This window comes from Baekduia alba, assembly GCF_028416635.1.
Classification (GTDB): domain Bacteria; phylum Actinomycetota; class Thermoleophilia; order Solirubrobacterales; family Solirubrobacteraceae; genus Baekduia; species Baekduia alba.
In genome coordinates this window covers 3522490-3544127 of sequence record NZ_CP114013.1, presented here as the reverse complement: position 1 = coordinate 3544127, position 21638 = coordinate 3522490, and the positions used below count along the sequence as shown (strand labels likewise).

Genomic DNA, 21638 nt, shown 5'->3' with positions numbered 1-21638 from the left:
CAGCCGAAGGCGCTCCCCGCGTTGCTGGTCAAGGCCGACCTCTCGATGCGGAGCTCTTGGACGAGCTGTCGTGACGACGCACTTCGCGACACGGGGTGCCGATGAGGGACTTCGCGGGCGTGCCTCAACCGCGTGTCCACCAGACGTTGTGCCTGCTAGTGCCTGAAAATCAAGCCCGAATCCGGCCCAAACCGGTCGCTCTGGAACGACGAAACCCCCGCATCAGCAGGGGTTTCGTGTAGTGGAGCCAGGGGGGCTCGAACCCCCGACCTCCTGCATGCCATGCAGGCGCTCTCCCAGCTGAGCTATGGCCCCAGGTCGACGGTCATCTTAACACCCGGGAGGGGTCATCGGCGGCCGGGCAGGAACTCGGGGATCTCGAAGTCGTCGTCGGAGCCGGAGCCGGCGCCGGCGCCGCGGCGGGATGGCGTGGGGGCCGAGGGGCGTGAGGCGAAGCCGGGAGACGCCGGGGCGCCGGTGGCCGCGTCCGGTCCCCGCGACGCGCGCGGTGCGGTGTCCACGCCGCCGGGCGCGGCCTGGTCGAGATCCGCGGTCAGACGCGCGTGCGCGAGCTTGACGTCGTTGAGCAGCCGCTCGGCGTTGCGGCGCAGCGAGTCGCTGAGCTCCTGCAGGTGGCCGGACAGCTCGGTGCCGTCGGTCAGCACGCCGCGGGCGGCGGAGTGGGCCTCGCCGACGATCGAACGGGCGTCGTCGCGGGCGGCCTGCTTGGCGTCCTTGGCGTAGGTCTCGACCTCGACGTGCACGCGCGCGGCCTCGGCCTCGGCGTCGTTGCGCGCTCGCGCCGCCTCGTCGTGAACGCCCTGCACGTCGTGGCGCGCCTGGCTGATCAGCGCCTCGGCGTCGCGGCGCGCCTGCTCAACGATCTCCCGCGCCTCGGCCTCGGCGGCCTCGACGCGCAGGTCGGCGGCGCGGTCGGCTTCGGCGATCCGCTGGCGCACGCGCTCCTCGGTCTTGAGCCGCAGGTCCTCGGCGGCGCGCTCAGCGGCCTCGACGATCGCCGCGACCTTCGCGGAGGCGACCGAGATCTCGCTCATCGGCCGCGACGAGCCCAGCGACGACAACAGCTCGTCGAGCTCCGCGCCGTACTCAGGGTCCTCGGGACGATCCGCCATCGGCGAAATGGTAGGCACGACACGGCGTCGCGCCCGCAAGAACGGCGTCAGCCGCCGGCAACCTCGATCCGCACCGCCGGCGCGCCGACGTCCTCGGGCCAGACGTCGTAGCCCTCCAGGTCGCGCAGGTTGCGCAGCGCCTCGTCCAGCGCGTGGCTGAGCTCTTCCTCGGCGACCTCGGAGGCTGCGCGTCCGGGCTCGCGCCAGACCAAGGAGTGGATGAACTCGTGGTCGTGGTCGTCGCCGACGGCGACGCGCACCTCGAACCACAGCGGCTGCCAGCCGCGCTCGGCCAGCCGGCCCGAGCCGGGGTTGCGCTCCAGGCCCTCGCTGACCTCGGCGGGCGTGGGGTCGCGCAGCAGCGCATCGACGGTGACGTTCTCGGCGGCGGCCATGGGCGGCCGCCATCGTACGCGCCGCCCGGACTAGGCGGGAAGCGGGACCGCGGCCATGAGGCGCACGCTCGAACCGCGACGGGCACGGCGGGAGCGGAGGAGGCGGCGAAGGGGCTTGGGCATGGCGGCTCTCCCCGTAGATCGGCAATCCGGGTCGTCGCTGTAGCCTGCGGGTCGTGGCCGAACACCGCTACGACCCGCATGAGATCGAGCCCCGCTGGCAGCGGGTCTGGGCCGACGAGCGCACGTGGGAGGTCTCGAACGACGCGGCCCGCGACGGCGCCGAGAAGTCCTATGTCCTGGAGATGCTGCCCTACCCGAGCGGGGAGCCGCATATCGGCCACCTCAAGGTGTACTCGGTCGGCGACGCGGTCGCGCACTTCCACCGCCGCACGGGCAAGCGCGTGTTGCATCCGATGGGCTACGACGCGTTCGGCCTGCCCGCCGAGAACCACGCGATCCGCACGGGCCAGCACCCGCGCGAGTCCACCGACGCCGCGATCCGCTCCTTCCAGAAGCAGTTCCGCGAGTGGGGCATCTCGATCGACTGGTCGCGGGAGCTGGCGACCCACGAGCCCACCTACTACCGGTGGACGCAGTGGATCTTCCTGCAGCTGTTCGAGCGCGGCCTGGCCTACCGCAAGGAGGCCGCGGTCAAGTGGTGTCCGAACGACGCGACGGTCCTGGCCAACGAGCAGGTCATCGACGGGCGCTGCGAGCGCTGCGGCCACGAGGTCGAAGTGCGCCAGCTCGAGCAGTGGTTCTTCCGGATCACCGACTACGCCGACCAGCTGGTCGACGACCTCGACACGATCAGCTGGCCCGAGCACGTCAAGACGATGCAGCGCAACTGGATCGGGCGCTCCGAGGGCGCCGAGGTCACGTTCCGCTGCGACGACGTCGACCCCGCCCACCCGATCGACTACCCCGTCTTCACCACCCGCCCGGACACGCTGTTCGGCGCGACGTTCTTCGTCATGGCGCCCGAGCACCCCGACATCGAGCGCCTGATCGCCGGCACCGGCCGCGAGGACGAGGTCCGCGCCTACGTCAACCACGCGGTCGGCGAGTCGATCGAGGAGCGCGGCGACGTCGAGAAGCCCAAGACCGGCGTGTTCCTGGGCCGTCACGTCGTCAACCCCGTCAACGGCGAGCTGCTGCCGATGTACGTCGCCGACTACGTCCTGATGGAGTACGGCACCGGCGCGATCATGGCGGTGCCGGGCCACGACGAGCGCGACCACGCGTTCGCCAAGGCCTATGACCTGCCGATCAAGCGCGTCGTCGCCGATCCGGAAGGCGGCGACGCGCTGCCGTTCACCGGGCGCGGCCCGCTGGTCAACTCGCATCCCGAGTTCGACGGCCTCTACAAGGAGGAGGCGCTGGAGCGGATCGTCGACTGGCTGGACCGCGAGGGCAAGGGCCACCGCTCGGTCAACTACCGCCTGCGCGACTGGCTGCTCTCCCGCCAGCGCTACTGGGGCTGCCCGATCCCGATCATCCACTGTGACAAGTGCGGGATGGTCCCGGTCCCCGACGCCCAGCTGCCCGTCGTCCTGCCGGACATCAGCGACTACAAGCCCAAGGGCAAGTCGCCGCTCGCGGCCGCCGAGGACTGGGTCAACGTCGCCTGCCCCTCGTGTGGCGCCCCGGCCCGGCGCGAGACCGACACGATGGACACGTTCGTCGACTCGTCCTGGTACTTCCTGCGCTACACGGATTCCAAGAACGACGCGGCCGCCTGGGATCCGGCGGTCCTCAACCACTGGATGCCCGTCGATCAGTACATCGGCGGCGTCGAGCACGCGATCCTCCATCTGCTGTACGCGCGGTTCTTCATCAAGGCGCTGCGCGACATGGGGCACTTGAACGCGGACGAGCCGTTCGCGCGGCTCTTCACGCAGGGCATGATCACCAAGGACGGGGCGAAGATGTCCAAGTCCAAGGGGAACGTGGTCGCGCCCGCGCCGATCGTCGAGCGCTTCGGCAGCGACACCGCGCGCGCGTACATCCTGTTCATCGGCCCGCCCGACCAGGACGCCGACTGGAGCGACAGCGGCGTCGAGGGCATGCACCGGTTCTTGTCGCGGCTGTGGCGCGTGTCGGCCGAGGCCGCCGAGCAGCTGCCCGACGACCCGCTGCCCGACGAGCCCAACGCCGACGCGGTGCGCATCCTGCGCAAGGTCAACTGGGCGATCGACAAGGTCACCAACGACATGGACCAGCGCTTCTCGTTCAACACGGCGATCGCCGCGGTGCGCGAGATGTTCAACGAGGTCACCGCCGAGAAGCGCGGCGAGGCCGATGCGGGCACGGTCCGCTTCGCGCTGGCGACGGCCTCGTCGCTGATGTTCCCGTTCGCGCCGCACGTGACGGCCGACGCGTACATGTTGCTCACCGGGCGTCGCGTCTGGGAGGAGCCGTGGCCCGCCGCGGACTCCGGGTACCTGGAGGCGGACACGTTCGAGCTGGTCGTCCAGGTCAACGGCAAGGTGCGCGATCGGGTCGAGGCGCCGACGAGCGCGTCGAAGGACGACCTGCTGACGCTGGCGCGCGGGCTGCCCAACGTGGTGGCCCACGTGGATGGCAAGGACGTGGTCAAGGAGATCGTGGTTCCGGGCAAGTTGGTGAACGTGGTGGTCCGAGGCTGAGCGCCATGGCGGCGAAGCCCGGTACCGCGCGCGCCTTGGCGGCGGCCCGGGCGGTCGCGCTCGCCCATGCGGTCGCCTGCGACGACGCGGTCGTGGTGGGTGACGGCAGCAACGTGATGGTCCATCTCAAGCCCGCTCCGGTCATCGCACGGGTGATGACCGGCACGGCGGTGCTGCACGGCGACCTCGAGCGATGGCTGGCCGGCGAGGTCGCCGTCGGGGCGTTCCTCGGAGAGCGGGCCCTGGCCGTGGCCCCCACCGATGTGCTCGCACCGGGGCCTCATGAGCATGACGGGCTCTGGATGACGTTCTGGGACTTCGTCGAGCACGACGCTTCCGGGGTGCTGCCGCGCGCGGATGAGCTCGGCGGCGCGCTGCGCGAGCTGCACGCCGCGCTCGCCGACTTCCCAGGCGAGCTCGGGCCGCTCACCGACGTGCGCGACTGGCTCGACCGCCTGGCCGCCGCGTTGCGGCCGTCGCCGCGGCTCTCCGCGCAGGACAGAGATGCGCTGCGCTCCCGCCTCGAAGCGCTGAGCCCCACGGTGTTCGAGAGCGCGCTCCCCGCGCAGGCGATCCACGGCGACGCGTCGATGTCGAACCTGCTCCGCACCGGCGGCGGGCTCCTCTGGAACGACCTCGAAGACGTCTGCGTCGGTCCCGTCCACTGGGACGTCGCGGGGCTCGTCGTCGATGCGCGCGCCCGCGGTGCGGGCGAGGCGTTCGTGGCTGACCTGCTCCGTGCCCACGGCGGACCGGACCTCGCAGCGCTCGAGGACTTCATCGCAGCACACCTCCTCTACACGACCATCTGGGGAGCGTTCGCGGCCCAGCGTCGGTCGCAGACGCAGGACAGCGCTTGATGTAAGCGCGTCCTCTGACGCGAGACCGCCGGTCGGGGAGTCTTGGCACGAAGTCTGCGGGATGTCGTGACGAACCGCGTGTCTCTTGTTGTAGTTCTCGGTCTACGGTGGCCGGGTGCCGTTCGATCTCACCCGCACCGAGGCCGCCGCCTACGCGGCGTGCTGCGTGTTGGTGGTGTTGCTCGGGTGGCGTGTGCTGCGCTCCGACGGTGGGGCGGCGCAGGCGGTCGCGCCGGCCGCGGCGCGGACGACGACGGCGAGCGGCGGCGCGTCGGTCTCCGCGGCGCCCGCGCGTGAAACGAGCGCGACGGTCCACGTCGTCGGCGCGGTGCGGCGCGCGGGCGTCTATCGGCTGCGCGCGGGACAGCGCGTGCAGGACGCGATCGCCCGGGCCGGGGGCGCGACCGCGCACGCGGATCTCCAGGCCATCAACCTGGCGGCGAAGGTCACCGACGGGCAGCAGGTCGTGGTCCCGCGGAAGGGGAGGGCCGGCGTCGCCGCGCCGGCGGCTGGGGCCGCGACGGAGGGCGGTGGCGGTGCGGCTCCGTCGTCCGGGCCCGTCAACCTCAACTCGGCGACCGCCGAGCAGCTCGACACCCTGGACGGCGTCGGGCCGGCGACCGCGCAGAAGATCCTCGAGTTCCGCCAGCAGCACGGTGGGTTCTCGTCGGTCGACGACCTCGCGCAGATCGCGGGCATCGGACCGAAGAAGCTGGAGTCGCTGCGGGCGCAGGTGACGGCGTGAGCGGCGTGGCGATCGTGCGTCGGTGGCGCCCGCTGGTCGCCGATGCAGGCGGCCGGCATCCGCGCCACGTCGCGTTGGCGCTGGTCGTCGTCGGGCTGCTGCTCGGGCCGCGAGCGCCGGCATCGGTGATCGCGGTCGGGGCGCTGGCCGTCGCCTTCGGCGCGTTGGCCGTGCCGATCGTGCGCCGGCCGGCGGCGGCGCTCGCGTTCGCCATCATCTTGATCGGCGGCGCGTGGGCAGGACAGGCGCGGACGGCGAGCCTGGAGCGCACGGCGCTCGGCGCGGACTTCGGTCGCGCGGTGGCCGGGGAGGCGACCGTCCTGGCGCCGCCGCGGCCCGACGCCTACGGCGGGGCGAAGGCGCTGGTGCGCTGGCGCGGCGAGCCCGTGCTGCTGCGGGTGCCGAGCTGGTGGCTGGCGGGCGAGCGGGCGGCGCTGCCCACGGTGGGGGACATGGTGCGCGTGCGCGGGAAGCTGCGCGTGCCGGATCTCGCCGCCGCGGCGGTCCGGGCCCACGCGACGCTGCGCGTGAGCGAGCTGGCGCCGACGGGCCGACGCCGTGGCGGCCCGCTGGGCGTGGTCGACGGGGTGCGGCGGCGCGCCGAGCGCGTTCTTGGTGGACAGCTCCCGGTCGGCGAAGCGGCGCTGCTGCGGGGGATGGTGCTCGGCGACGACGCCGCGATGCCGAGCGATCTCCACGACGCGTTCACCGCGGCGAGCCTCAGCCACCTGACGGCCGCCAGCGGGCAGAACGTCGCGCTGCTCGCCGCGTTGGCGCTCGGGCTGTGCACGCTCGCAGGCCTCGGCATCCGTGCGCGCTGGGCGATCGTGCTGGCGTTGATCATCATGTACGTGCCGTTGGCGGGCGGCGGACCGTCGATCCAGCGGGCAGGCGTCATGGGCGCCGCGACGATCGTGGCCGCGCTCGCCGGTCGACCGGCGAGCCGCTGGTACGCGCTGCTGGCGGCCGCGGCGGTGACGCTCGCGCTCGATCCGCGAACCGCCGCCGATCCCGGATGGCAGCTGAGCTTCGCGGCGGTGGTCGGGATCGCGGCGTTGGCCGCGCCGGCCCGGGACCGCCTCCGCGCGCGTGGGCTGCCGGGCGCGGCGGCCGAAGCCGTCGCGGTCACCGTCGCCGCGACGCTGGCGACCGCGCCGTTGATCGCGATCCACTTCGGCCGGTCCTCGCTCGTGGGGCTGCCGGCCAACGTGCTGGCGGCGCCGGCCGTCGCGCCGATCATGTGGCTGGGGATGACGGCCGCGGCGCTCGCCCAGGTGGCACCGGCGCTGGGCGCCCCGCTCGTCCTCGTCACCGGGCCGCTGCTCGGATACATGGTGGGCCTGGCGCGGCTGGCGGCCGCCGCGCCGGGCGCCCAGGTCGCCGTCCCGTTGGCCGGGCTGACGATCCTGTGCGCGCTGGCCGCGGCGCTGATCGCCGCGCCGCGTCGCACGCCGGGCGACGACGAACCGGCGGCGGAGCCTCTGACGTGGAAGCGCGCGGCCCTCGGCGGGAGCGCGCCCGAGCGTGGCGGCCCGCCCGGCGCCGGGCTGATGCTGCCCGACGGCGCCGAGCCGCGCCGGCGCCGGTGGCGGGCCGGCTCGCCCAACCGGCGCGCGCTGCTCGCGGCCGCCGTCGCCGTGGCGGTGCTCGCCGCCGTGGCGCCGGCGCTCGTCCCGCCGCGGGCGCTCGCGCCGCCGCCCGAGGGCGACCTCCGGGTCACGGCGCTCGACGTGGGCCAGGGCGACGCGACGCTCCTCCAGGCCGGCGACCACGCCGTGCTCGTCGACGCCGGCCCGCCGGGGACCGCGATCGTGACCGAGCTGCGCCGCGCCGGCGTGCGGCGCCTCGACGCGCTCGTCGTCACGCACCCGCAGGCCGACCACGACGGCGGCGCGCCGGCCGTGCTGTCCGCGCTGCCGACCGACGTGCTCCTCGACGGGCGCGGCGGCGACCGGTCGCCGACGTCGACCGCCATCGACGGGCCCGCCGGGCGCCGCTCCACCCATGTGGTCGCGGCCCAGGCCGGCCAGGTCCTGCGCGCGGGCGCGCTCCGGCTCCGCGTCCTGTGGCCGCCTGCCGATCCCGCCGCGCCCGGCACCGACCCCAACGACCGCGCGATCGTCGCGCTCGCCGACGCCTTCGGCGCGACCGCGCTGCTCACCGCCGACGCCGAGTCCAACGTCCTCGGGCCCCTCGACCTCCCGCCGGTCGACGTCCTCAAGGTCAGCCACCACGGCAGCGCCGACGACGGGCTGCCCGCGCTGCTCGACCGGCTGCGGCCGCGCGTCGCGCTGATCGAGGTCGGCGCGCGCAACACCTACGGGCACCCGACGCCGGCGACCCTCCAGGCACTCCGCGCCGCGGTCCCGGTCGTCCGCCGAACCGACCAGGACGGCACGCTCCGGGTCGACCTCCGAGGCGGTGGTGCGAGCGTCGCCGCGGAGGGCTGACCGGTCGCTTCCTCACCAGAGTGTCCCTGAGTATCAACTCCGTGGGCAGCATCTCGGCGCTCGCCGCCGCCTGACGCTCGCCGCTGATCCTCGATGAACAGGGGTTCACCTGCGGTCATCGACGACCGTCAGACGGGGCCGAGCATCCCAGCTGCTGCGCCCGAATTTCCGACTCACCGACACTAGACTGCCTCCTCGATGGCGACCTGGAAGCCCGCGTACCTCATCCACGGCGACGACCACGGCCGGATCGCCGAACGACGGGCGGCCCTGCGCGGGCGCGCGGAGGCCGAGAGCGGCGCCGGCGGTCTCGAGGTCATCGACGGCGACGCGTCGACGCCGGAGAACGTCGGGCTCGCGCTGAGCGCGATGACGTTCGCGATCGGGCGTCGCTTCGTGGTCGTCGACGGCGCCGAGCGCTGGAAGCAGGCCGACGTCGACGCGCACGTCGTGCCGGCGCTCGCCAACCTCGCGCCCGACACCACCGTCGCGTTCTTCGCGCGCGAGGACGGCCGGGCGAAGGTGCCCGCGGCGCTGCCGAAGGCGGTGGCCAAGGCCGGCGGCGACGTCATCGAGCAGGCGACGGTCAAGTCGCGCGAGCTGCCGAAGTGGGTGCAGGCCGAGGCCAAGCGGCTCGGGCTCGAGCTCGAGCCCGGGGCCGCGCAGGTGCTCGTCGCCCAGGTCGGCGACCGTCAGCAGCGGCTGCTGCGCGAGCTGGAGAAGCTCACGCTCGAGCACGGCCCAGGCGCCCGGCTCACTGCCGACGACGTGACCGACGCGGCGGCCGACTCGGCCGAGATCCAGGTCTGGGGCCTGGTCGACGCGCTCGTCGCCCGCGACCGCCGCACGGTCTTCCGCTCGTTCCTCGAGCTGCGCGAGCAGGGCGAGGCGATCGGCCGGCTGATCCCGCTGATGGCGCGCCGGCTGCGCGAGGTGCTCACGATCGCCGACCGGCTGGAGGCGGGCGAGTCACCCGCGCAGGTGAAGTCGTCGACCAAGGGCAGCCCGTGGGCGCTGGACCGCCGCATCAAGGAGGCTCGCGGCACCGACCCGGAGATGCTCCGGCGGGCGTTGGAGACGCTGGCCGACCTCGAGCTCCAGACCCGCGGCATGGGCGACCTCGATCCCGACACCGCCACCATCCGCGCCCTGGGTCGGATGGCCGCCGCGCACTGAGGTTCGATTCCGCCGCGCGCCCGGCGACCAACGCGAAAACGGCCCCCAGAACACTCCGGGGGCCGCAGAAGCACGGCGCGAGATGTGGGTGAAGCGCTTAGGCCGACGGCTGCCCGGCGCGCACGCGGGCGGCGCGGGACTTCTTGCGGGCGCCCGTGTTGCGGTGCAGGGCGCCGCGCTTGACGGCCTTGTCGATCGTCTGGATCAAGGCGCGATGCTCGACGTCAGCCGTCGCGTCCTCGCCCTCGCCAACCGCAACCTCGAGGCGGCGGAAGTAGGTCTTGATGGTCGACGTGTAGCGGCGGTTCTCCAGGCGCTCACGCTCGGCCCGGAGGATGCGCTTCTTCTGCGAGTGAATGTTCGCCATGAGCGACCGAGCATTCTAGCGGGCTCGCGCCGGCGACGCGGCCCGCCCCAGACGCCTCCGCTCGTCCCGCCTCGGGGCGCCGCCGCCGGCGCCGCCTCAGGCGCCTTCGCCCGGCCCACCTCCTAGCATGCCCGCCCAGTGACGAGCGAGGCACCACCGGTGGACGGCCCCGGCTCCCCACGCATGCGCGGGCGCGGCGGCGCCGGCCCGGCTCCGACCGAAGCGCCCCGCCGCTCGTTCGCCCGCAACACGGCGATCTTCTCGATCCTCACGGGCCTCTCCCGGATCGCCGGCCTGATGCGGGAGGTCCTCGCCGCCAAGTACTTCGGCCTCGGCGGCCCGATCAACGCCTTCACGATCGCGTTCTACATCCCGAACGTGGTCCGCAGCCTCTTCGCCGACTCGGCGCTCAGCGCCGCGTTCGTCCCCGTCTTCACCGAGCTGCTCGAGGAGGACCGCAAGCGCGAGGCGTTCCGGCTGGCCTCCACGTTGTTCATGGTCATGCTCGCGGGGCTCGGCGCGATCGTCGCCCTGTTCATCCTCGGCGCGGGCTTCATCGTCCCGATCTTCACGGGCGACAAGTTCGACGCGCATCTGGACTCGCTGGCCGTCGGGCTGAGCCGCGTGATGTTCCCGATCGTCCTGATCCTCGGCCTCAACGGGCTGACCGTCGGGATCCTGCAGGCCTACGACCACTTCACGATCCCGGCGCTCTCGCCGCTGATCTGGAACGTCGTGATCATGATCTTCCTGGTGTTCTCGCGCCCGCTGTTCCACGGCGACGCGCAGATGTACGCCTACGCGCTCGGGATCCTGGTCGCGACCGTCGTGCAGTTCTTCATGGCCCTGCCGGTGCTGAGGACCGTCGGCTTCCACTTCGAGTGGTCCTTCGACTACCGCGATCCACGCGTCAAGCAGGTCTTCCTGCTGATGCTCCCCGTCACGCTCGGCCTCGGCCTCATCAACTTCAACGTGTTCGCCAACGCCGTGCTCGGGTCCTACGTCTCGACCGACGCGCCGCGCGCCATCGACAACGCGTTCCGCGTGTACATGCTCCCACAGGGAATGTTCTCGGTCGCGATCGCGACGGTCCTGTTCCCGCAGCTCAGCCGGCTCGCCGCGCGGCGCGACTTCGCGGGCCTGCGCGGCTCGGTCGACAGCGGCCTGCGGCTCATCTTCCTCATGCTGCTCCCCGCGACGGCGGCGACCCTCGTGCTCTCCGTGCCGATCACGCGCCTGGTCTTCCAGCGCGGCGCGTTCACGCCCAGCGACACCCAGCTCGTCGCGACGGCGCTGTTCTGGTTCTCCTTCAGCCTCCCGTTCAGCGGCGTGAACCTGCTGCTGACCCGCACGTTCTTCAGCCTCCAGCGCCCGTGGCTGGTCACCTACCTGAGCGTCGCCAACCTCGTCGTCAACGTCGGCGTCTCCATCGTCTTCGTGCTGCTCGGGTTCGGCGTCGGCGGGATCGTGGCCGGGACGGCGATCGCCGACATCGCGATGGCCGGCGCGCAGTTCTACGTGCTGCGCGGCGAGGTCCACGGCAGCCTCCACTTCCGCGAGACGGCCGAGATGGTCTTCGGGATGCTGATCTCGGCGGCCTGGTTCGGGATCGTCGCGTGGGTGTCCTGGGGCTGCCTGGACTGGGTCTTCGGCCGCGGCCTGCTCGGCCAGATCATCTCGGTCGGCGGCGGGCTGGCGCTCGGCGCCGTCGCCTACACCTACGTGGTGCTCGCGATGCGGATCCCGGAGGCCGAGCAGCTGCGCCGCCTCGTGCGGGGCCGCCTGGCGGCCGGCTGACCGCGGCCTCTATCCTGGGCGGCCGTTTGTCCGACCAGAGCCGCATCCGCAACTTCTCGATCATCGCCCACATCGATCACGGGAAGTCGACCCTGGCCGACCGCATCCTGGAGATGACCCAGACGGTCGCCTCCCGCGACATGCGCGAGCAGCTGCTCGACTCGATGGACCTGGAGCGCGAGCGCGGGATCACGATCAAGTCCCAGGCCGTCCGCGTGTACTTCACGTCGCGCGACGGCAACACCTACCAGCTCCATCTCATCGACACGCCCGGCCACGTCGACTTCACCTACGAGGTCTCGCGGTCGCTCAACGCGTGCGAAGGCGCGCTGCTCGTCGTCGACGCCTCCCAGGGCGTCGAGGCCCAGACGGTGGCCAACACCTACCTCGCCGTCGAGGCCGGGCTCGAGCTGATCCCGTGCCTGAACAAGATCGACCTGCCGGGCGCCGAGCCAGAGCGCGTCGCCGGCGAGGTCGCCGAGCTGATCGGCGAGGAGCCCGAGTCGATCCTGATCATCTCCGGCAAGACCGGGGAGGGCGTGACCGAGGTACTGGAACAGCTCGTCCAGCGCGTCCCGCCGCCCGACGGCGACCGCGACGCCCCGGCGCGCGCGCTGATCTTCGACTCGCAGTTCGACCAGTACCGCGGCGTGGTGGCCTACATCCGCGTCGTCGACGGCGTCTTCCGCAAGGGCGAGGCGATCCGCGCGATCGCCACGTCGACCGAGGCCGACATCGACGACATCGGCTTCTTCACCCCGGCGATGACGCCCGTCGCGGAGCTGGCCGCCGGCGAGGTCGGCTACCTCATCACCGGCATCAAGGACGTCACCAAGCTGCGGGTCGGCGACACGCTGACGACCAAGCGCAACGGCGCGACCGAGGCGCTGCCCGGCTACCGCGAGGTCAAGCCGATGGTCTTCTGCGGGCTCTTCCCGATCGAGAACGACGACTACGCCGACTTCCGCGATGCCTTGGAGAAGCTGTCGCTCAACGACGCCGCGCTGGCGTGGGAGCCCGAGACCTCCGATGCGCTCGGCTTCGGCTTTCGCTGCGGCTTCCTGGGCCTGCTCCACATGGACATCGTGCGCGAGCGGCTGGAGCGCGAGTACGACCTCGAGCTGATGGCGACGATGCCGTCGGTGAGCTTCGAGGTGACGCTGACCAACGGCGACGTCGTCGAGGTCCACAACCCCTCCGACATGCCGGATCCCGCACGGATCCAGGAGATTCGCGAGCCCTACATCAAGGCCTCCATCCTGCTGCCCAAGGAGTACGTGGGCGTGACGATGGAGCTGTGCCAGGAGCGCCGCGGCGAGCACGCCGGCATGCACTACCTCAGCGCGGACCGCGTGCAGCTGCACTACGACCTGCCGCTGAACGAGGTCGTCCTGGACTTCTTCGACCAGCTGAAGTCGCGCACCCGCGGCTACGCGTCGCTGGACTACGACGTGCTCGGGCTGCGGCCGTCGAACCTGGCCAAGCTCGACGTCCTGCTGGCCGGCGACCCGGTCGACGCCCTGTCCATGGTGGTGCACAAGGACAAGGCCTATGAGATCGGCCGCAACCTCACCGAGAAGCTGCGCGCGAAGATCCCGCGCCAGCAGTTCGACGTGCCGATCCAGGCCGCGATCGGCTCCGCGATCGTGGCCCGCGAGACCGTGAAGGCCTACCGCAAGGACGTCACCGCGAAGTGCTACGGCGGCGACATCTCCCGCAAGCGCAAGCTGCTGGAGCGCCAGAAGGAAGGCAAGAAGCGCATGAAGCAGGTCGGCCGCATCGAGGTCCCGCAGGAGGCCTTCCTCGCGGTGCTGGAACTCGGCGACGACCGCCCGCAGAAGTGAGGATGACCGACGGCGTCGTCGGTCGTCGCGGCGACGACCGCCCGCAGAAGGAACGCGCCGATCGCTGATCGCAGCGATTGGCCATCGGCATTGGCGCCGGGCGAGCTCGTGAATAGCGTCCGGAGCTTCCCTCCGTATGTCGACTCACGACACCAACCCACACGCGCACGGCTCGTTCGTGTGCGCACGGCCCCCGTGGGGATGCGCGAAGCAGGGACCGCATCCGGGGCCCTCGCCTGACCTGAGCTCGCCTGCCTCAGGCACGCGTGCCTTGGGAGACAACGGGCACGCGCTCAGTGGGGCGATCGACCACACCAACAAGGCCATCGAAGGCCGCCGGCATAATCCATGGAAGGACGGCAGATGCGCAAGATCCGCAGGATCCGCCTGCGCAGACGAGAGTGGGACGCGGCGATCCTCGACGTTCTCACGGAAGCGAAGCGCGAAGGCGACGGTTGGATGACCGTTCTGGACATCTGGACCGCCGCCGCCCGCAACTTCTGCGGAGAGGGCGCGGGGGTGGACCGCTTGAACCTCGGCTCATCGTTCTGGGTGTCTCTCTGGGGGCTGGAGGATCGAGGGCTCATCGAGAAGCGGTACCGAGAAGGCGACCGATTTTCGAAGTTCCGCATCATCGAACAGGGTGAGGGACCACGCGGGCGTCGCACACGGCGCGCGCCGCGGTTCTCGTGGCCCTGGGTCGCGGTGCCCACTCCCGGTGCAGCGTGATCGCAGAGGAGGATGCCCACCGCCCATCAGATTGATCAAGAACACCAACAAGATCGCTGATCGCTCCTGCGGGACGACAGCACCGTCGGGGAGGCGCTTCGGCGCCTCCCCCTCGGGGTCGCCTCCACAGCTGCGCGCCTATCTGCCGCCAGCTGAAGTCGCGCACCCGCGGCTACGCGTCGCTGGACTACGACGTGCTCGGGCTGCGGCCGTCGAACCTGGCCAAGCTCGACGTCCTGCTGGCCGGCGACCCGGTCGACGCCCTGTCCATGGTGGTGCACAAGGACAAGGCCTATGAGATCGGCCGCAACCTCACCGAGAAGCTGCGCGCGAAGATCCCGCGCCAGCAGTTCGACGTGCCGATCCAGGCCGCGATCGGCTCCGCGATCGTGGCCCGCGAGACCGTGAAGGCCTACCGCAAGGACGTCACCGCGAAGTGCTACGGCGGCGACATCTCCCGCAAGCGCAAGCTGCTGGAGCGCCAGAAGGAAGGCAAGAAGCGCATGAAGCAGGTCGGCCGCATCGAGGTCCCGCAGGAGGCCTTCCTCGCGGTGCTCGAGCTCGGCGACGACCGCCCGCAGAAGTAGCGCGCGCCGCGCGCTGAACGCGGCGATTGGGGATCGGCATTGGCGGCGCCGGGCGCTTCGCCTAGTGTCCAGGGCGTTCCCTCCCTATTGCACAACAGCACCACCCCGGCCCCTTGTGGGGATGCGCACAGCAGGGACCGCATCCGGGGCCCACGCCAACCTGGGCTCACCCACCCCAGGCACACGTGCCTGGGGGAACCAGTGGTACGCGCTCAGCGAAGCGACCACCACACCGACAAGGCCACCGATGGCCGCAGCAGCGTGTCAGGAAGGACGACCATGACGAGAAGCAACGAACAGCGGGATCTCCAGGCGACGATCGCCGTGATCCAGCAAAACCAGCCGGCCGACGCACCGGCTCCCACCACCGAGCAGCTCGCCGATCTCACGGGAGCTTCTCCGGCGGACGTGGAGACCGCCCTCGACGACGAGGCGAACGACCGGTAGTTCCGGCACGAGCTAACCGGCCGGGCAAGTCGTTCGACTCGGACGACGAGTCCTACGGATAGCTCAGCACCGTCGGGGAGGCGCCTTCAGGGGCGTCTCCCCTTCGGGGTTGCCCCTCAGCGGCGCCGCGCCGACCGCGCCGTCGCCCAGGCGCTCAGCGCCACGAGCTGGTCGCCGAGCGCGCGACCGTCGGCGGTCAAGGTGTAGGCGTCGTCGTCGGTCTGGGTGACGAGGCCCTCGTCGCGCAGCTCGCGCAGGCGCTGGCTGAGGACGCTGGTGGAGACCTCGTCGCACGCGGCGCGCAGGCGGCGGAAGGGGAGCGGGTCGCCGCGCAGCTCCCAGAGGACGCGCAGGACCCAGCGGCGGCCGAGGAGCGCGAGGAGGTCGTTGATCGCGTGCTGGGAGGGCATCGGCGTTGTGCTTCGGAAATCGAACCGCTACGGTTGGCGTACGCTTCGGAAATCGAACCTCAAGGAGCATCGCATGTCCGCCCGCCTCGCGCCACTGGCGCCGCCCTACGACGACCCGACCGCCGACGCCCTCGCCCGCCTGATGGGCGGCGCGGGCGCCGACCACGAGCCGCTCGCGCTGTTCCGGACGCTCGCCCACCACGGCGCGCTGCTGGACCGCTTCCGCCAGGTCGGCTCGACGCTGCTGTCGTTCGGCCACCTCGGTTCGGCCGAGCGCGAGACCGTCATCCACCGCACGACCGCGCGCTGCGGCGCCGCCTACGAGTGGGGCGTGCACGCGGCGCTCTTCGCGCCGGCCCTCGGCCGCGACGACGCGTGGCTGACCGCGACGTGGTCCGGCGCGGCCGACGATCCCGCGTTCGGCGAGCGCGACGCGTTGTTGGTGGTCATGTGCGACGAGCTGCACGACGACGGCACGCTCACCGACGCGACCTGGAGCGCCCTGCGCGCCCGCTACGCCGACGACGAGCTGGTCGAGCTCGTCTGCCTGGCCGGCTTCTACCACCTCGTCTCGTTCCTCTGCGGCGCGTTCGCGATCGAGCCGGAGGCGTGGGCGCGGACGCCGTAGAGTCGCGGGATGGACCTGGGACTCGACGGGCGCGTGTGCGTCGTGACGGGCGCGAGCCGCGGGATCGGCCTCGCGGTCAGCAGCCGCCTGGTCGCCGAGGGCGCGCGGGTGCTGATGGTCGCGCGCGACGCCGAGCGCCTCAGCGCGGCCGCCGACGACCTCGGCGCCGAGTGGCTGGCCGCCGACGTGACCGATCCGGGGTGCGACGAGCGGATCGTCGCGACCGCGACCGAGCAGCTCGGCGCGATCGACGTCCTCGTCAACAACGCGGGCACGTCGCGCAACGCCGGCCTGGACGAGCTGAGCGACGCGGACTGGCGCGACCAGCACGAGCTGCACGTGATGGCGCCGATGCGGCTGATGCGCCTCGCCGCGCCGCGGATGGCCGAGCGCGGCTGGGGCCGGATCGTCAACGTGACGTCCTCGTCGGGCAAGCGCCCCTCGGCGTCGAACATGGCCTACTCGGTCGCCAAGGCGGGCCAGCTGTCGCTCTCGCGCGCGTTCGCCGACGTGTACGCCGCGCGCGGCGTCGCCATCAACGCGGTCGCGCCGGGCGCGACCGGCACGGAGCTGTGGCTCGGCGACGGCGGCCTGGCCGATCAGGCCGCGGCGGCCAAGGGAATCTCGCGCGACGAGGCGCTCGCGCAGGCCGCCGCGAAGCTCCCGCGCGGCCGGCTCGGCGACCCGCAGGAGGTCGCCGACGTCATCGTCTTCCTGTGCGGCGAGCGGGCGGCGAACGTCGTCGGCGCGGCGTGGGGCGTCGACGGCGGCGCCGTCAACATCATGATCTAGCTCGACGCGCCGTCGCGCCGGATCAGCAGCTCGACCGGCCCGCCCGCGCCGAGGCGCTCGCCCTCGGCCACGGCATGTGCCGCCAGGCGCTCGGTCTCGGCCCCGAGGAGGGCGGCGGCGGCGAGCTTGGCGGCCAGGTGGTCGGTGCCGGCCGGGACCGCGACGAGCTCGCCCGCGCCCAGCGGCGCGCCCGGGGTTCGGCGCAGCGCGTAGGGGAGGTCGAGCCACCGCAGGCGCGGCAGCTCGAGCTCGTCGAGCGCGCGCTCGACGACGAGGTGGTCGACGTGGCCGGTCAGACCGAGCGGCGCCAGGATGAGGTCGGGCTCCAGCCGGCCGAGTGCGATCGCCAGGACCGACGCGGCGACCTTCGGCGCGTCGTCGCCGGCCTTCAGGCCGTCGTGCGCGCTGTGCTCGTCGTAGCCGCGCGCGGCGGCCGGGTCGACCGCGAGGTGGACCACGCCGGCGAGCCCGAGCGCTTCGGCGGCGGCCGCCGCGTCGGCGTCGCCGTCGGTCGAGAAGACGCTGACGACGACGACCGGATGGCCCTCGGCGGCGTGGCGGTGCAGCGTCGCGCCGGCCGACTGGACGGCGTCGGAGAGCGTGGGGGCGACGGCGACGATCGTGGTCACGCCGGCGATGGTGCCACGACCGCGGCCAGCCGCTCGATCTGGTCGGGGTCGACCGCCCAGCAGAACAGCGTGATCTCGCCCGCGCCGAGCTTGGTGTAGGCGTCGATCGCGCCCGCGATCGCGGCCTCGCCGGCGTGCAGCCGCGTGGTCGCGTCGCAAGGCAGGTAGGCGTAGAACTTGCTCATCCGCCCGCGGGCGTCGGCGACGACGTCCTCGGGGCCGAGCACGACGTCGAGCTGCGCGCACAGCCGCGGCACGCCCGCCCGGCCCTCGGCCGCCCAGTCCGCGCGTGCCCGCGCGAAGAGCGCCTCGGTCTCCTTGAGCCCGTCGGACGCGATCACGCCGTCGCCGTGCACGGCCGCGCGCCGCAGCGCGACGGGAGCGCCGGCGCCGATCAGGACCTCGGGTCCGCACGGGCGGTGCGGCGCCGGGCCGATCGTGCCCTCGCCGCGCCAGATGCGGCGCATCGTCGGCAGTGCCGCGTCCATGCGCCTGCCGCGCTCGCGCATCGGGACGTTCGCGGCCGCGAAGTCGTCGGTCCGGCCGCCGACGCCGAGGCCGAGCGTCAGCCGCCCGCGCGAGATCCGGTCGAGCGTCGCGGCCTGCTTGGCCAGCAGCACGGGATCGCGCAGCGGAGCGAGCAGCACCTCGGTCTGCAGCCCGATGCGCTCGGTGGCGGCGGCCAGCGCGGCAAGCGCGACGAGCGGCTCCGCGTTGTCCCACACCCAGCGGTCGAGCATCGCGACCGTGGCGAAGCCGGCGGCCTCGGCGCGCCGGCCCCAGTCGATCAGCGTGGCGGGGTCGACGATGGGCAGGCCGAGGCCGATGTGCGTCACTTCTGCATCACCTTCGCGAGGCGGCGCACGCCCTCCGCGAGGTCGGGAGCCGGTGCGCCGGCGAAGGTCAGGCGGAGGTGCGGGGCGGGCGGTTCGGCGGCGAACCACGGCCGGCCGGGGGAGACGAGGACGCCGGCCGCCACCGCGCGCGCGGTGAGCGCGGCGTCGTCGACGCCGTCGGGCAGGCGGACCCAGACGTGCAGGCCGCCGGCCGGGACGGTCTGCAGCTCCCAGTCGGGCAGGTGCTCGCCCAGCGCGGCGACGAGCGCGTCGCGGCGCGCCCGCAGCTCGGTGCGCAGCGTCTTGAGATGACGCCGCCACGCAGGGGTGCTCACCAGCTCCAGAGTCGCGTGCTGCAGGGGGCCGGACACGAAGAAGTCGTCGATGATCCGCGCGGCCTTCAGGCGCGCGCCCGCCGCGCCGCGCGCGCTCACCGCCGCCACGCGGAGCCCGGGCGCCGCCGACTTGGTCAGCGAGCGCAGGTAGACGACGTGCCCGTCCGGGTCGCCGGCGGCCAGCGGCGGCGGCGCGTCGCCGTCGATGCGCAGGTCGCGCGCCCAGTCGTCCTCGATCAGGAAAGCGCCGGCGGCGGTCACGGCCTCGAGCACCGCGGCGCGGCGCTCGGCCGCGAGCGTCGTGCCGCTCGGGTTGGCGTGCAGCGGCTGGCAGTAGAAGACGCGGGCGCCGGTCAGCGCGAAGGCCCCGGCCAGCAGCTCGGGGCGCACGCCGTGCTCGTCGGTCGGGACCGGGACCGCCCGCAGCCCGGCGGCGCGCAGCGCGGCGATCGCGCCGAGGTAGGTGGGGGACTCGACGAGCACGGGCTCGCCGGGCGCGGCGAGCGCGCGGAAGGTCGTGGCGAGCGCCGGCTGACCGCCGTTGCAGATGACGACGTCGTGGCCGCGAACGTGGCCGCCGGCCTCGCGCGCGAACCACTCGCGCAGCGGGTCCAGGCCCTCGACGGCGAGGCGACCCCAGGTCTCGGGCCGGCGCGCGGCGCGGCCGAGGGCGGCGCCGAGGGCGGCGAGCGGCTGGAGGTCGGGGCCGAGGTACCCGCCGGTCAGCGCGATCGCGCCGGTGGGCGGGACGGCGAGCAGCTGGTCGAGCGAGCCGGCCTGGAGCGGCGGACGGTCGGCGAGCGCGACCTCCTGCCAGCCGAGGTCGGGCGCTTTCGGGGTAACGCTTCCCGTCGCGCGCTCGGCCACGAACGTGCCGCGACCGGGCCGCGGGACCACGAGCCCTTCGCCGGCCAGCCGCGAGAGCGCGCGCTGGACGGTGACGGGGGACGCGCGGTGGCGCGCCATCAGCTCACGCACAGATGGCAGGCGGCTGCCCGGGGGGAGGGCACGGGCAGCCGTCCGCACATCCTCGATAACACGCGATTCTGTGTTACCGTCAATCATGAGTATCGAGAGTAACGTTACTACACGCGGTGGAGTAACGCAAGCACGCGGGCACGCCCTGCCGCCCGGCCTCGTCCTCGGCGCGCTCGGCGTCCTGGGGTTCTCGTTCTCGCTGCCGGCGACGCGGCTCGCGGTCGCCGATCTGAACCCGTTCCTGGTGGCCTTCGGCCGCGCGGTCGTCGCGGGGCTGCTGAGCGTCGTCGTGCTCCGGGCCACGCGTGCGGCAAGGCCCACGACGACGCAGTGGCGGTCGCTCGTCGTCGTCGCGTTCGGCGTCGTCGTCGGCTTCCCGCTGTTCACCTCGCTCGCGCTGCATCGCGTGCCGGCGTCGCACGGCGCCGTGGTCGTCGGGATGCTCCCCGCCACGACCGCGGTGGCCGCCGTCCTGCGCGCCGGCGAACGCCCCACGCGCGCGTTCTGGCTCGCCTCGAGCGCCGGCCTGGTCGCCGTCCTGACCTTCGCCCTCAGTCAAGGTGGTGGACACCTCGGGACGCCGGACCTCGAGCTGCTGATCGCGGTCGTCCTCTGCGCGCTGGGCTACGCCGAGGGCGGCCGCCTGTCGCGCGAGCTCGGCGGCGCCAACACGATCTGCTGGGCGCTGGTCCTCAGCCTGCCGGCCACGGCGCTCGTCGCGGCGGTCGCCGTCGCCCAGGACGGCGCGCATGCCGGCGCGAACGCCTGGCTGGGCTTCGCCTACCTGTCGGTGATCTCGATGTTCCTGGCGTTCTTCGCCTGGTACGCCGGCCTGGCGCGCGGCGGCGTCGCGAAGATCGGCCAGGTCCAGCTCGCCCAGCCGGTGCTCTCGCTCACCTGGGCGGCCGCGATCCTGGGCGAGCACATCGGCCCCGGCACCGCCGTCGCGGCCGTCGCGGTCCTCGCCGCCGTCGTCGCCACACAGCGGACGCGCGTCACCTAGCATCACCGCGCAATGGCGCCCGTCGGCAAGTCCTACCCGCCCGTCCTCTACGCGGTCGGCCGCGAGAAGATCAAGGAGTACGCGCGTGCGGTGGGGGAGACCGACCCGCGGCACCTCGACCACGAGGCCGCCCGCGCCGCCGGCTACGCCGACGTCGTCGCTCCGCCGATGTTCGCAGTCGTCTACTGCAGCCAGGCGATCGGTCAGGCGTACTTCGACCCCGAGCTCGAGATCGACTTCGCCCGTCTCGTCCACGGCGGCCAGGAGTTCAAGTGGGGGCCCTTGGTCGTGGCCGGCGACGAGATCACGACGGTCGTCAGCGTCAAGGCGATCGAGCACCGCGCCGGCAACGGCTTCTTCACCTTCGAGTCGGTCGCGACCAACCAGGACGGGCACACGGTCTCCGTGGGCACCTGGACCAACATCGTGCGGGGAGCATGATCATGGACTTCGAGCCCGGCGCCGAGCTGCCCGACCTCAAGGTCACGCCGGACCGCTACCTGACGGTCCGCTACGCGGGCGCCTCCGGCGACTTCAACCCCATCCACATCGACGAGGACTTCGCCAAGCAGGTCGGCCTGCCGGGCCGGATCCTCCACGGCCTGTGGACGATGGCCCAGGTCGCGCGCGCCCACACCGAGGTCGCCGGCGGCCCGCACGCCCTCAAGCGCCTCAGCGTCGGCTTCCGCGGGATGGGCGTCCTGGAGGAGGAGGTCGTCGTCTCCGCCAAGGTCAGCACGGTCGACGAGGACGGCACCGTCCACGTGGACTCCGCGGCCCTGCAATCCGGCAACGCGATCGTCCGCCGCGGAGACGCGGACCTCCGGCCCTAGACTCAAGCGGGAC

21 protein-coding genes, 1 tRNA gene and 1 pseudogene are annotated in these 21638 nt (G+C 72.8%); 15 read left to right on the top strand and 8 right to left on the bottom strand.

What is annotated here, in order from left to right:
* Positions 1 to 242: 242 nt before the first annotated feature.
* The 3 genes from DSM104299_RS17905 to DSM104299_RS17895 all read right to left on the bottom strand — a co-directional run bounded on the left by DSM104299_RS17905 (position 243) and on the right by DSM104299_RS17895 (position 1528).
* Positions 243 to 315: transfer RNA gene (locus tag DSM104299_RS17905), tRNA-Ala, on the bottom strand.
* A 32-nt stretch (positions 316 to 347) separates the two neighbouring features.
* Positions 348 to 1133 carry an ATP synthase subunit B family protein gene (locus DSM104299_RS17900; RefSeq protein ID WP_272473007.1) on the bottom strand — a complete coding sequence of 262 codons (786 nt, stop codon included), beginning with the start codon at positions 1131 to 1133 and terminating at the stop codon, positions 348 to 350.
* A 47-nt stretch (positions 1134 to 1180) separates the two neighbouring features.
* Positions 1181 to 1528 carry a hypothetical protein gene (locus DSM104299_RS17895; protein WP_272473006.1) on the bottom strand — a complete coding sequence of 116 codons (348 nt, stop codon included), beginning with the start codon at positions 1526 to 1528 and terminating at the stop codon, positions 1181 to 1183.
* 176 nt (positions 1529 to 1704) lie between these two features.
* Here DSM104299_RS17895 and leuS point away from each other — a divergent pair, with 176 nt between their 5' ends.
* The 5 genes from leuS to holA all read left to right on the top strand — a co-directional run bounded on the left by leuS (position 1705) and on the right by holA (position 9410).
* The gene (leuS, locus tag DSM104299_RS17890) at positions 1705 to 4179 is read left to right on the top strand and encodes a leucine--tRNA ligase (RefSeq protein ID WP_272473005.1); all 2475 of its coding nucleotides are present in this window, start codon (positions 1705 to 1707) and stop codon (positions 4177 to 4179) included.
* A 5-nt stretch (positions 4180 to 4184) separates the two neighbouring features.
* Complete coding sequence (locus DSM104299_RS17885) at positions 4185 to 5039, top strand: phosphotransferase enzyme family protein (protein WP_272473004.1); 855 nt, start codon at positions 4185 to 4187, stop codon at positions 5037 to 5039.
* Between the two features lie 115 nt (positions 5040 to 5154).
* On the top strand, positions 5155 to 5784 hold the full coding sequence (locus DSM104299_RS17880) for a ComEA family DNA-binding protein (protein WP_272473003.1): 630 nt from the start codon (positions 5155 to 5157) through the stop codon (positions 5782 to 5784).
* Positions 5781 to 8234: a ComEC/Rec2 family competence protein gene (locus DSM104299_RS17875; protein WP_272473002.1), complete on the top strand. Its 2454-nt coding sequence runs from the start codon at positions 5781 to 5783 to the stop codon at positions 8232 to 8234. Before DSM104299_RS17880 ends, DSM104299_RS17875 begins: the two co-directional genes overlap by 4 nt.
* 198 nt (positions 8235 to 8432) lie before the next feature.
* Positions 8433 to 9410 (top strand): DNA polymerase III subunit delta, encoded by a 978-nt coding sequence (gene holA / locus DSM104299_RS17870; protein ID WP_272473001.1) that lies wholly within the window; start codon positions 8433 to 8435, stop codon positions 9408 to 9410.
* Positions 9411 to 9507: 97 nt separating this feature from the next.
* On the opposite strand, the gene rpsT is transcribed toward holA, so the two are convergent.
* A complete protein-coding gene (gene rpsT, locus DSM104299_RS17865; protein ID WP_272473000.1) occupies positions 9508 to 9777 on the bottom strand; it encodes a 30S ribosomal protein S20 in 270 nt (89 codons plus the stop codon).
* A gap of 138 nt (positions 9778 to 9915) precedes the next feature.
* Here rpsT and murJ point away from each other — a divergent pair, with 138 nt between their 5' ends.
* From murJ to DSM104299_RS17840, 5 genes and pseudogenes are all read left to right on the top strand, one after another.
* Complete coding sequence (murJ, locus tag DSM104299_RS17860) at positions 9916 to 11574, top strand: murein biosynthesis integral membrane protein MurJ (protein WP_272472999.1); 1659 nt, start codon at positions 9916 to 9918, stop codon at positions 11572 to 11574.
* 26 nt (positions 11575 to 11600) lie between these two features.
* On the top strand, positions 11601 to 13418 hold the full coding sequence (gene lepA / locus DSM104299_RS17855) for a translation elongation factor 4 (RefSeq protein ID WP_272472998.1): 1818 nt from the start codon (positions 11601 to 11603) through the stop codon (positions 13416 to 13418).
* Between the two features lie 363 nt (positions 13419 to 13781).
* A complete protein-coding gene (locus DSM104299_RS17850) occupies positions 13782 to 14147 on the top strand; it encodes a hypothetical protein (protein ID WP_272472997.1) in 366 nt (121 codons plus the stop codon).
* Between the two features lie 149 nt (positions 14148 to 14296).
* Positions 14297 to 14734, top strand: a pseudogene (locus DSM104299_RS17845) (elongation factor 4); the annotation flags it as partial.
* Positions 14735 to 15013: 279 nt separating this feature from the next.
* A complete protein-coding gene (locus DSM104299_RS17840; RefSeq protein ID WP_272472995.1) occupies positions 15014 to 15181 on the top strand; it encodes a hypothetical protein in 168 nt (55 codons plus the stop codon).
* Positions 15182 to 15297: 116 nt separating this feature from the next.
* Here the strand turns inward: DSM104299_RS17840 and DSM104299_RS17835 are convergent, their stop codons facing one another.
* A complete protein-coding gene (locus tag DSM104299_RS17835) occupies positions 15298 to 15591 on the bottom strand; it encodes a winged helix-turn-helix transcriptional regulator (RefSeq protein ID WP_272472994.1) in 294 nt (97 codons plus the stop codon).
* 73 nt (positions 15592 to 15664) lie between these two features.
* On the opposite strand from DSM104299_RS17835, the gene DSM104299_RS17830 reads away from it, so the two are divergent.
* Together DSM104299_RS17830 and DSM104299_RS17825 are read left to right on the top strand one after the other, a co-directional pair.
* Positions 15665 to 16219, top strand: a complete 555-nt coding sequence (locus DSM104299_RS17830; protein WP_272472993.1) for a carboxymuconolactone decarboxylase family protein — start codon at positions 15665 to 15667, stop codon at positions 16217 to 16219.
* A 9-nt stretch (positions 16220 to 16228) separates the two neighbouring features.
* Complete coding sequence (locus DSM104299_RS17825) at positions 16229 to 17011, top strand: SDR family NAD(P)-dependent oxidoreductase (RefSeq protein WP_272472992.1); 783 nt, start codon at positions 16229 to 16231, stop codon at positions 17009 to 17011.
* Here the strand turns inward: DSM104299_RS17825 and DSM104299_RS17820 are convergent.
* The 3 genes from DSM104299_RS17820 to DSM104299_RS17810 are packed head-to-tail and all read right to left on the bottom strand — an operon-like array spanning position 17008 to position 19876.
* Positions 17008 to 17640: a PIG-L family deacetylase gene (locus DSM104299_RS17820; protein ID WP_272472991.1), complete on the bottom strand. Its 633-nt coding sequence runs from the start codon at positions 17638 to 17640 to the stop codon at positions 17008 to 17010. The two genes, DSM104299_RS17825 and DSM104299_RS17820, sit on opposite strands and share 4 nt — an antisense overlap.
* On the bottom strand, positions 17637 to 18476 hold the full coding sequence (locus DSM104299_RS17815) for an LLM class flavin-dependent oxidoreductase (RefSeq protein WP_272472990.1): 840 nt from the start codon (positions 18474 to 18476) through the stop codon (positions 17637 to 17639). The genes DSM104299_RS17820 and DSM104299_RS17815 overlap by 4 nt, the downstream gene beginning before the upstream one ends.
* The gene (locus tag DSM104299_RS17810) at positions 18473 to 19876 is read right to left on the bottom strand and encodes an aminotransferase-like domain-containing protein (protein ID WP_272472989.1); all 1404 of its coding nucleotides are present in this window, start codon (positions 19874 to 19876) and stop codon (positions 18473 to 18475) included. The genes DSM104299_RS17815 and DSM104299_RS17810 overlap by 4 nt, the downstream gene beginning before the upstream one ends.
* Between DSM104299_RS17810 and DSM104299_RS17805 the strand changes: the two genes are divergently transcribed.
* The 3 genes from DSM104299_RS17805 to DSM104299_RS17795 are packed head-to-tail and all read left to right on the top strand — an operon-like array spanning position 19875 to position 21625.
* On the top strand, positions 19875 to 20792 hold the full coding sequence (locus DSM104299_RS17805) for a DMT family transporter (protein ID WP_272472988.1): 918 nt from the start codon (positions 19875 to 19877) through the stop codon (positions 20790 to 20792). The genes DSM104299_RS17810 and DSM104299_RS17805 overlap by 2 nt on opposite strands.
* A 12-nt stretch (positions 20793 to 20804) precedes the next feature.
* On the top strand, positions 20805 to 21233 hold the full coding sequence (locus DSM104299_RS17800; protein ID WP_272472987.1) for a MaoC family dehydratase N-terminal domain-containing protein: 429 nt from the start codon (positions 20805 to 20807) through the stop codon (positions 21231 to 21233).
* Positions 21230 to 21625: a MaoC/PaaZ C-terminal domain-containing protein gene (locus DSM104299_RS17795; protein ID WP_272472986.1), complete on the top strand. Its 396-nt coding sequence runs from the start codon at positions 21230 to 21232 to the stop codon at positions 21623 to 21625. The genes DSM104299_RS17800 and DSM104299_RS17795 overlap by 4 nt, the downstream gene beginning before the upstream one ends.
* Positions 21626 to 21638 lie beyond the last annotated feature (13 nt).

What these genes read in the sequence shown, in the direction of transcription:
- DSM104299_RS17900 (WP_272473007.1), bottom strand. Translation starts at nt 1,133, where the DNA reads ATGGCGGATCGTCCCGAGGACCCTGAGTACGGCGCGGAGCTCGACGAG.
- DSM104299_RS17895 (WP_272473006.1), bottom strand. Translation starts at nt 1,528, where the DNA reads ATGGCCGCCGCCGAGAACGTCACCGTCGATGCGCTGCTGCGCGACCCC.
- DSM104299_RS17885 (WP_272473004.1), top strand. Translation starts at nt 4,185, where the DNA reads ATGGCGGCGAAGCCCGGTACCGCGCGCGCCTTGGCGGCGGCCCGGGCG.
- holA (WP_272473001.1), top strand. Translation starts at nt 8,433, where the DNA reads ATGGCGACCTGGAAGCCCGCGTACCTCATCCACGGCGACGACCACGGC.
- rpsT (WP_272473000.1), bottom strand. Translation starts at nt 9,777, where the DNA reads ATGGCGAACATTCACTCGCAGAAGAAGCGCATCCTCCGGGCCGAGCGT.
- DSM104299_RS17850 (WP_272472997.1), top strand. Translation starts at nt 13,782, where the DNA reads ATGCGCAAGATCCGCAGGATCCGCCTGCGCAGACGAGAGTGGGACGCG.
- DSM104299_RS17840 (WP_272472995.1), top strand. Translation starts at nt 15,014, where the DNA reads ATGACGAGAAGCAACGAACAGCGGGATCTCCAGGCGACGATCGCCGTG.
- DSM104299_RS17835 (WP_272472994.1), bottom strand. Translation starts at nt 15,591, where the DNA reads ATGCCCTCCCAGCACGCGATCAACGACCTCCTCGCGCTCCTCGGCCGC.
- DSM104299_RS17830 (WP_272472993.1), top strand. Translation starts at nt 15,665, where the DNA reads ATGTCCGCCCGCCTCGCGCCACTGGCGCCGCCCTACGACGACCCGACC.
- DSM104299_RS17825 (WP_272472992.1), top strand. Translation starts at nt 16,229, where the DNA reads ATGGACCTGGGACTCGACGGGCGCGTGTGCGTCGTGACGGGCGCGAGC.
- DSM104299_RS17805 (WP_272472988.1), top strand. Translation starts at nt 19,875, where the DNA reads ATGAGTATCGAGAGTAACGTTACTACACGCGGTGGAGTAACGCAAGCA.
- DSM104299_RS17810 (WP_272472989.1), bottom strand. Translation starts at nt 19,876, where the DNA reads ATGATTGACGGTAACACAGAATCGCGTGTTATCGAGGATGTGCGGACG.
- DSM104299_RS17800 (WP_272472987.1), top strand. Translation starts at nt 20,805, where the DNA reads ATGGCGCCCGTCGGCAAGTCCTACCCGCCCGTCCTCTACGCGGTCGGC.
- DSM104299_RS17795 (WP_272472986.1), top strand. Translation starts at nt 21,230, where the DNA reads ATGATCATGGACTTCGAGCCCGGCGCCGAGCTGCCCGACCTCAAGGTC.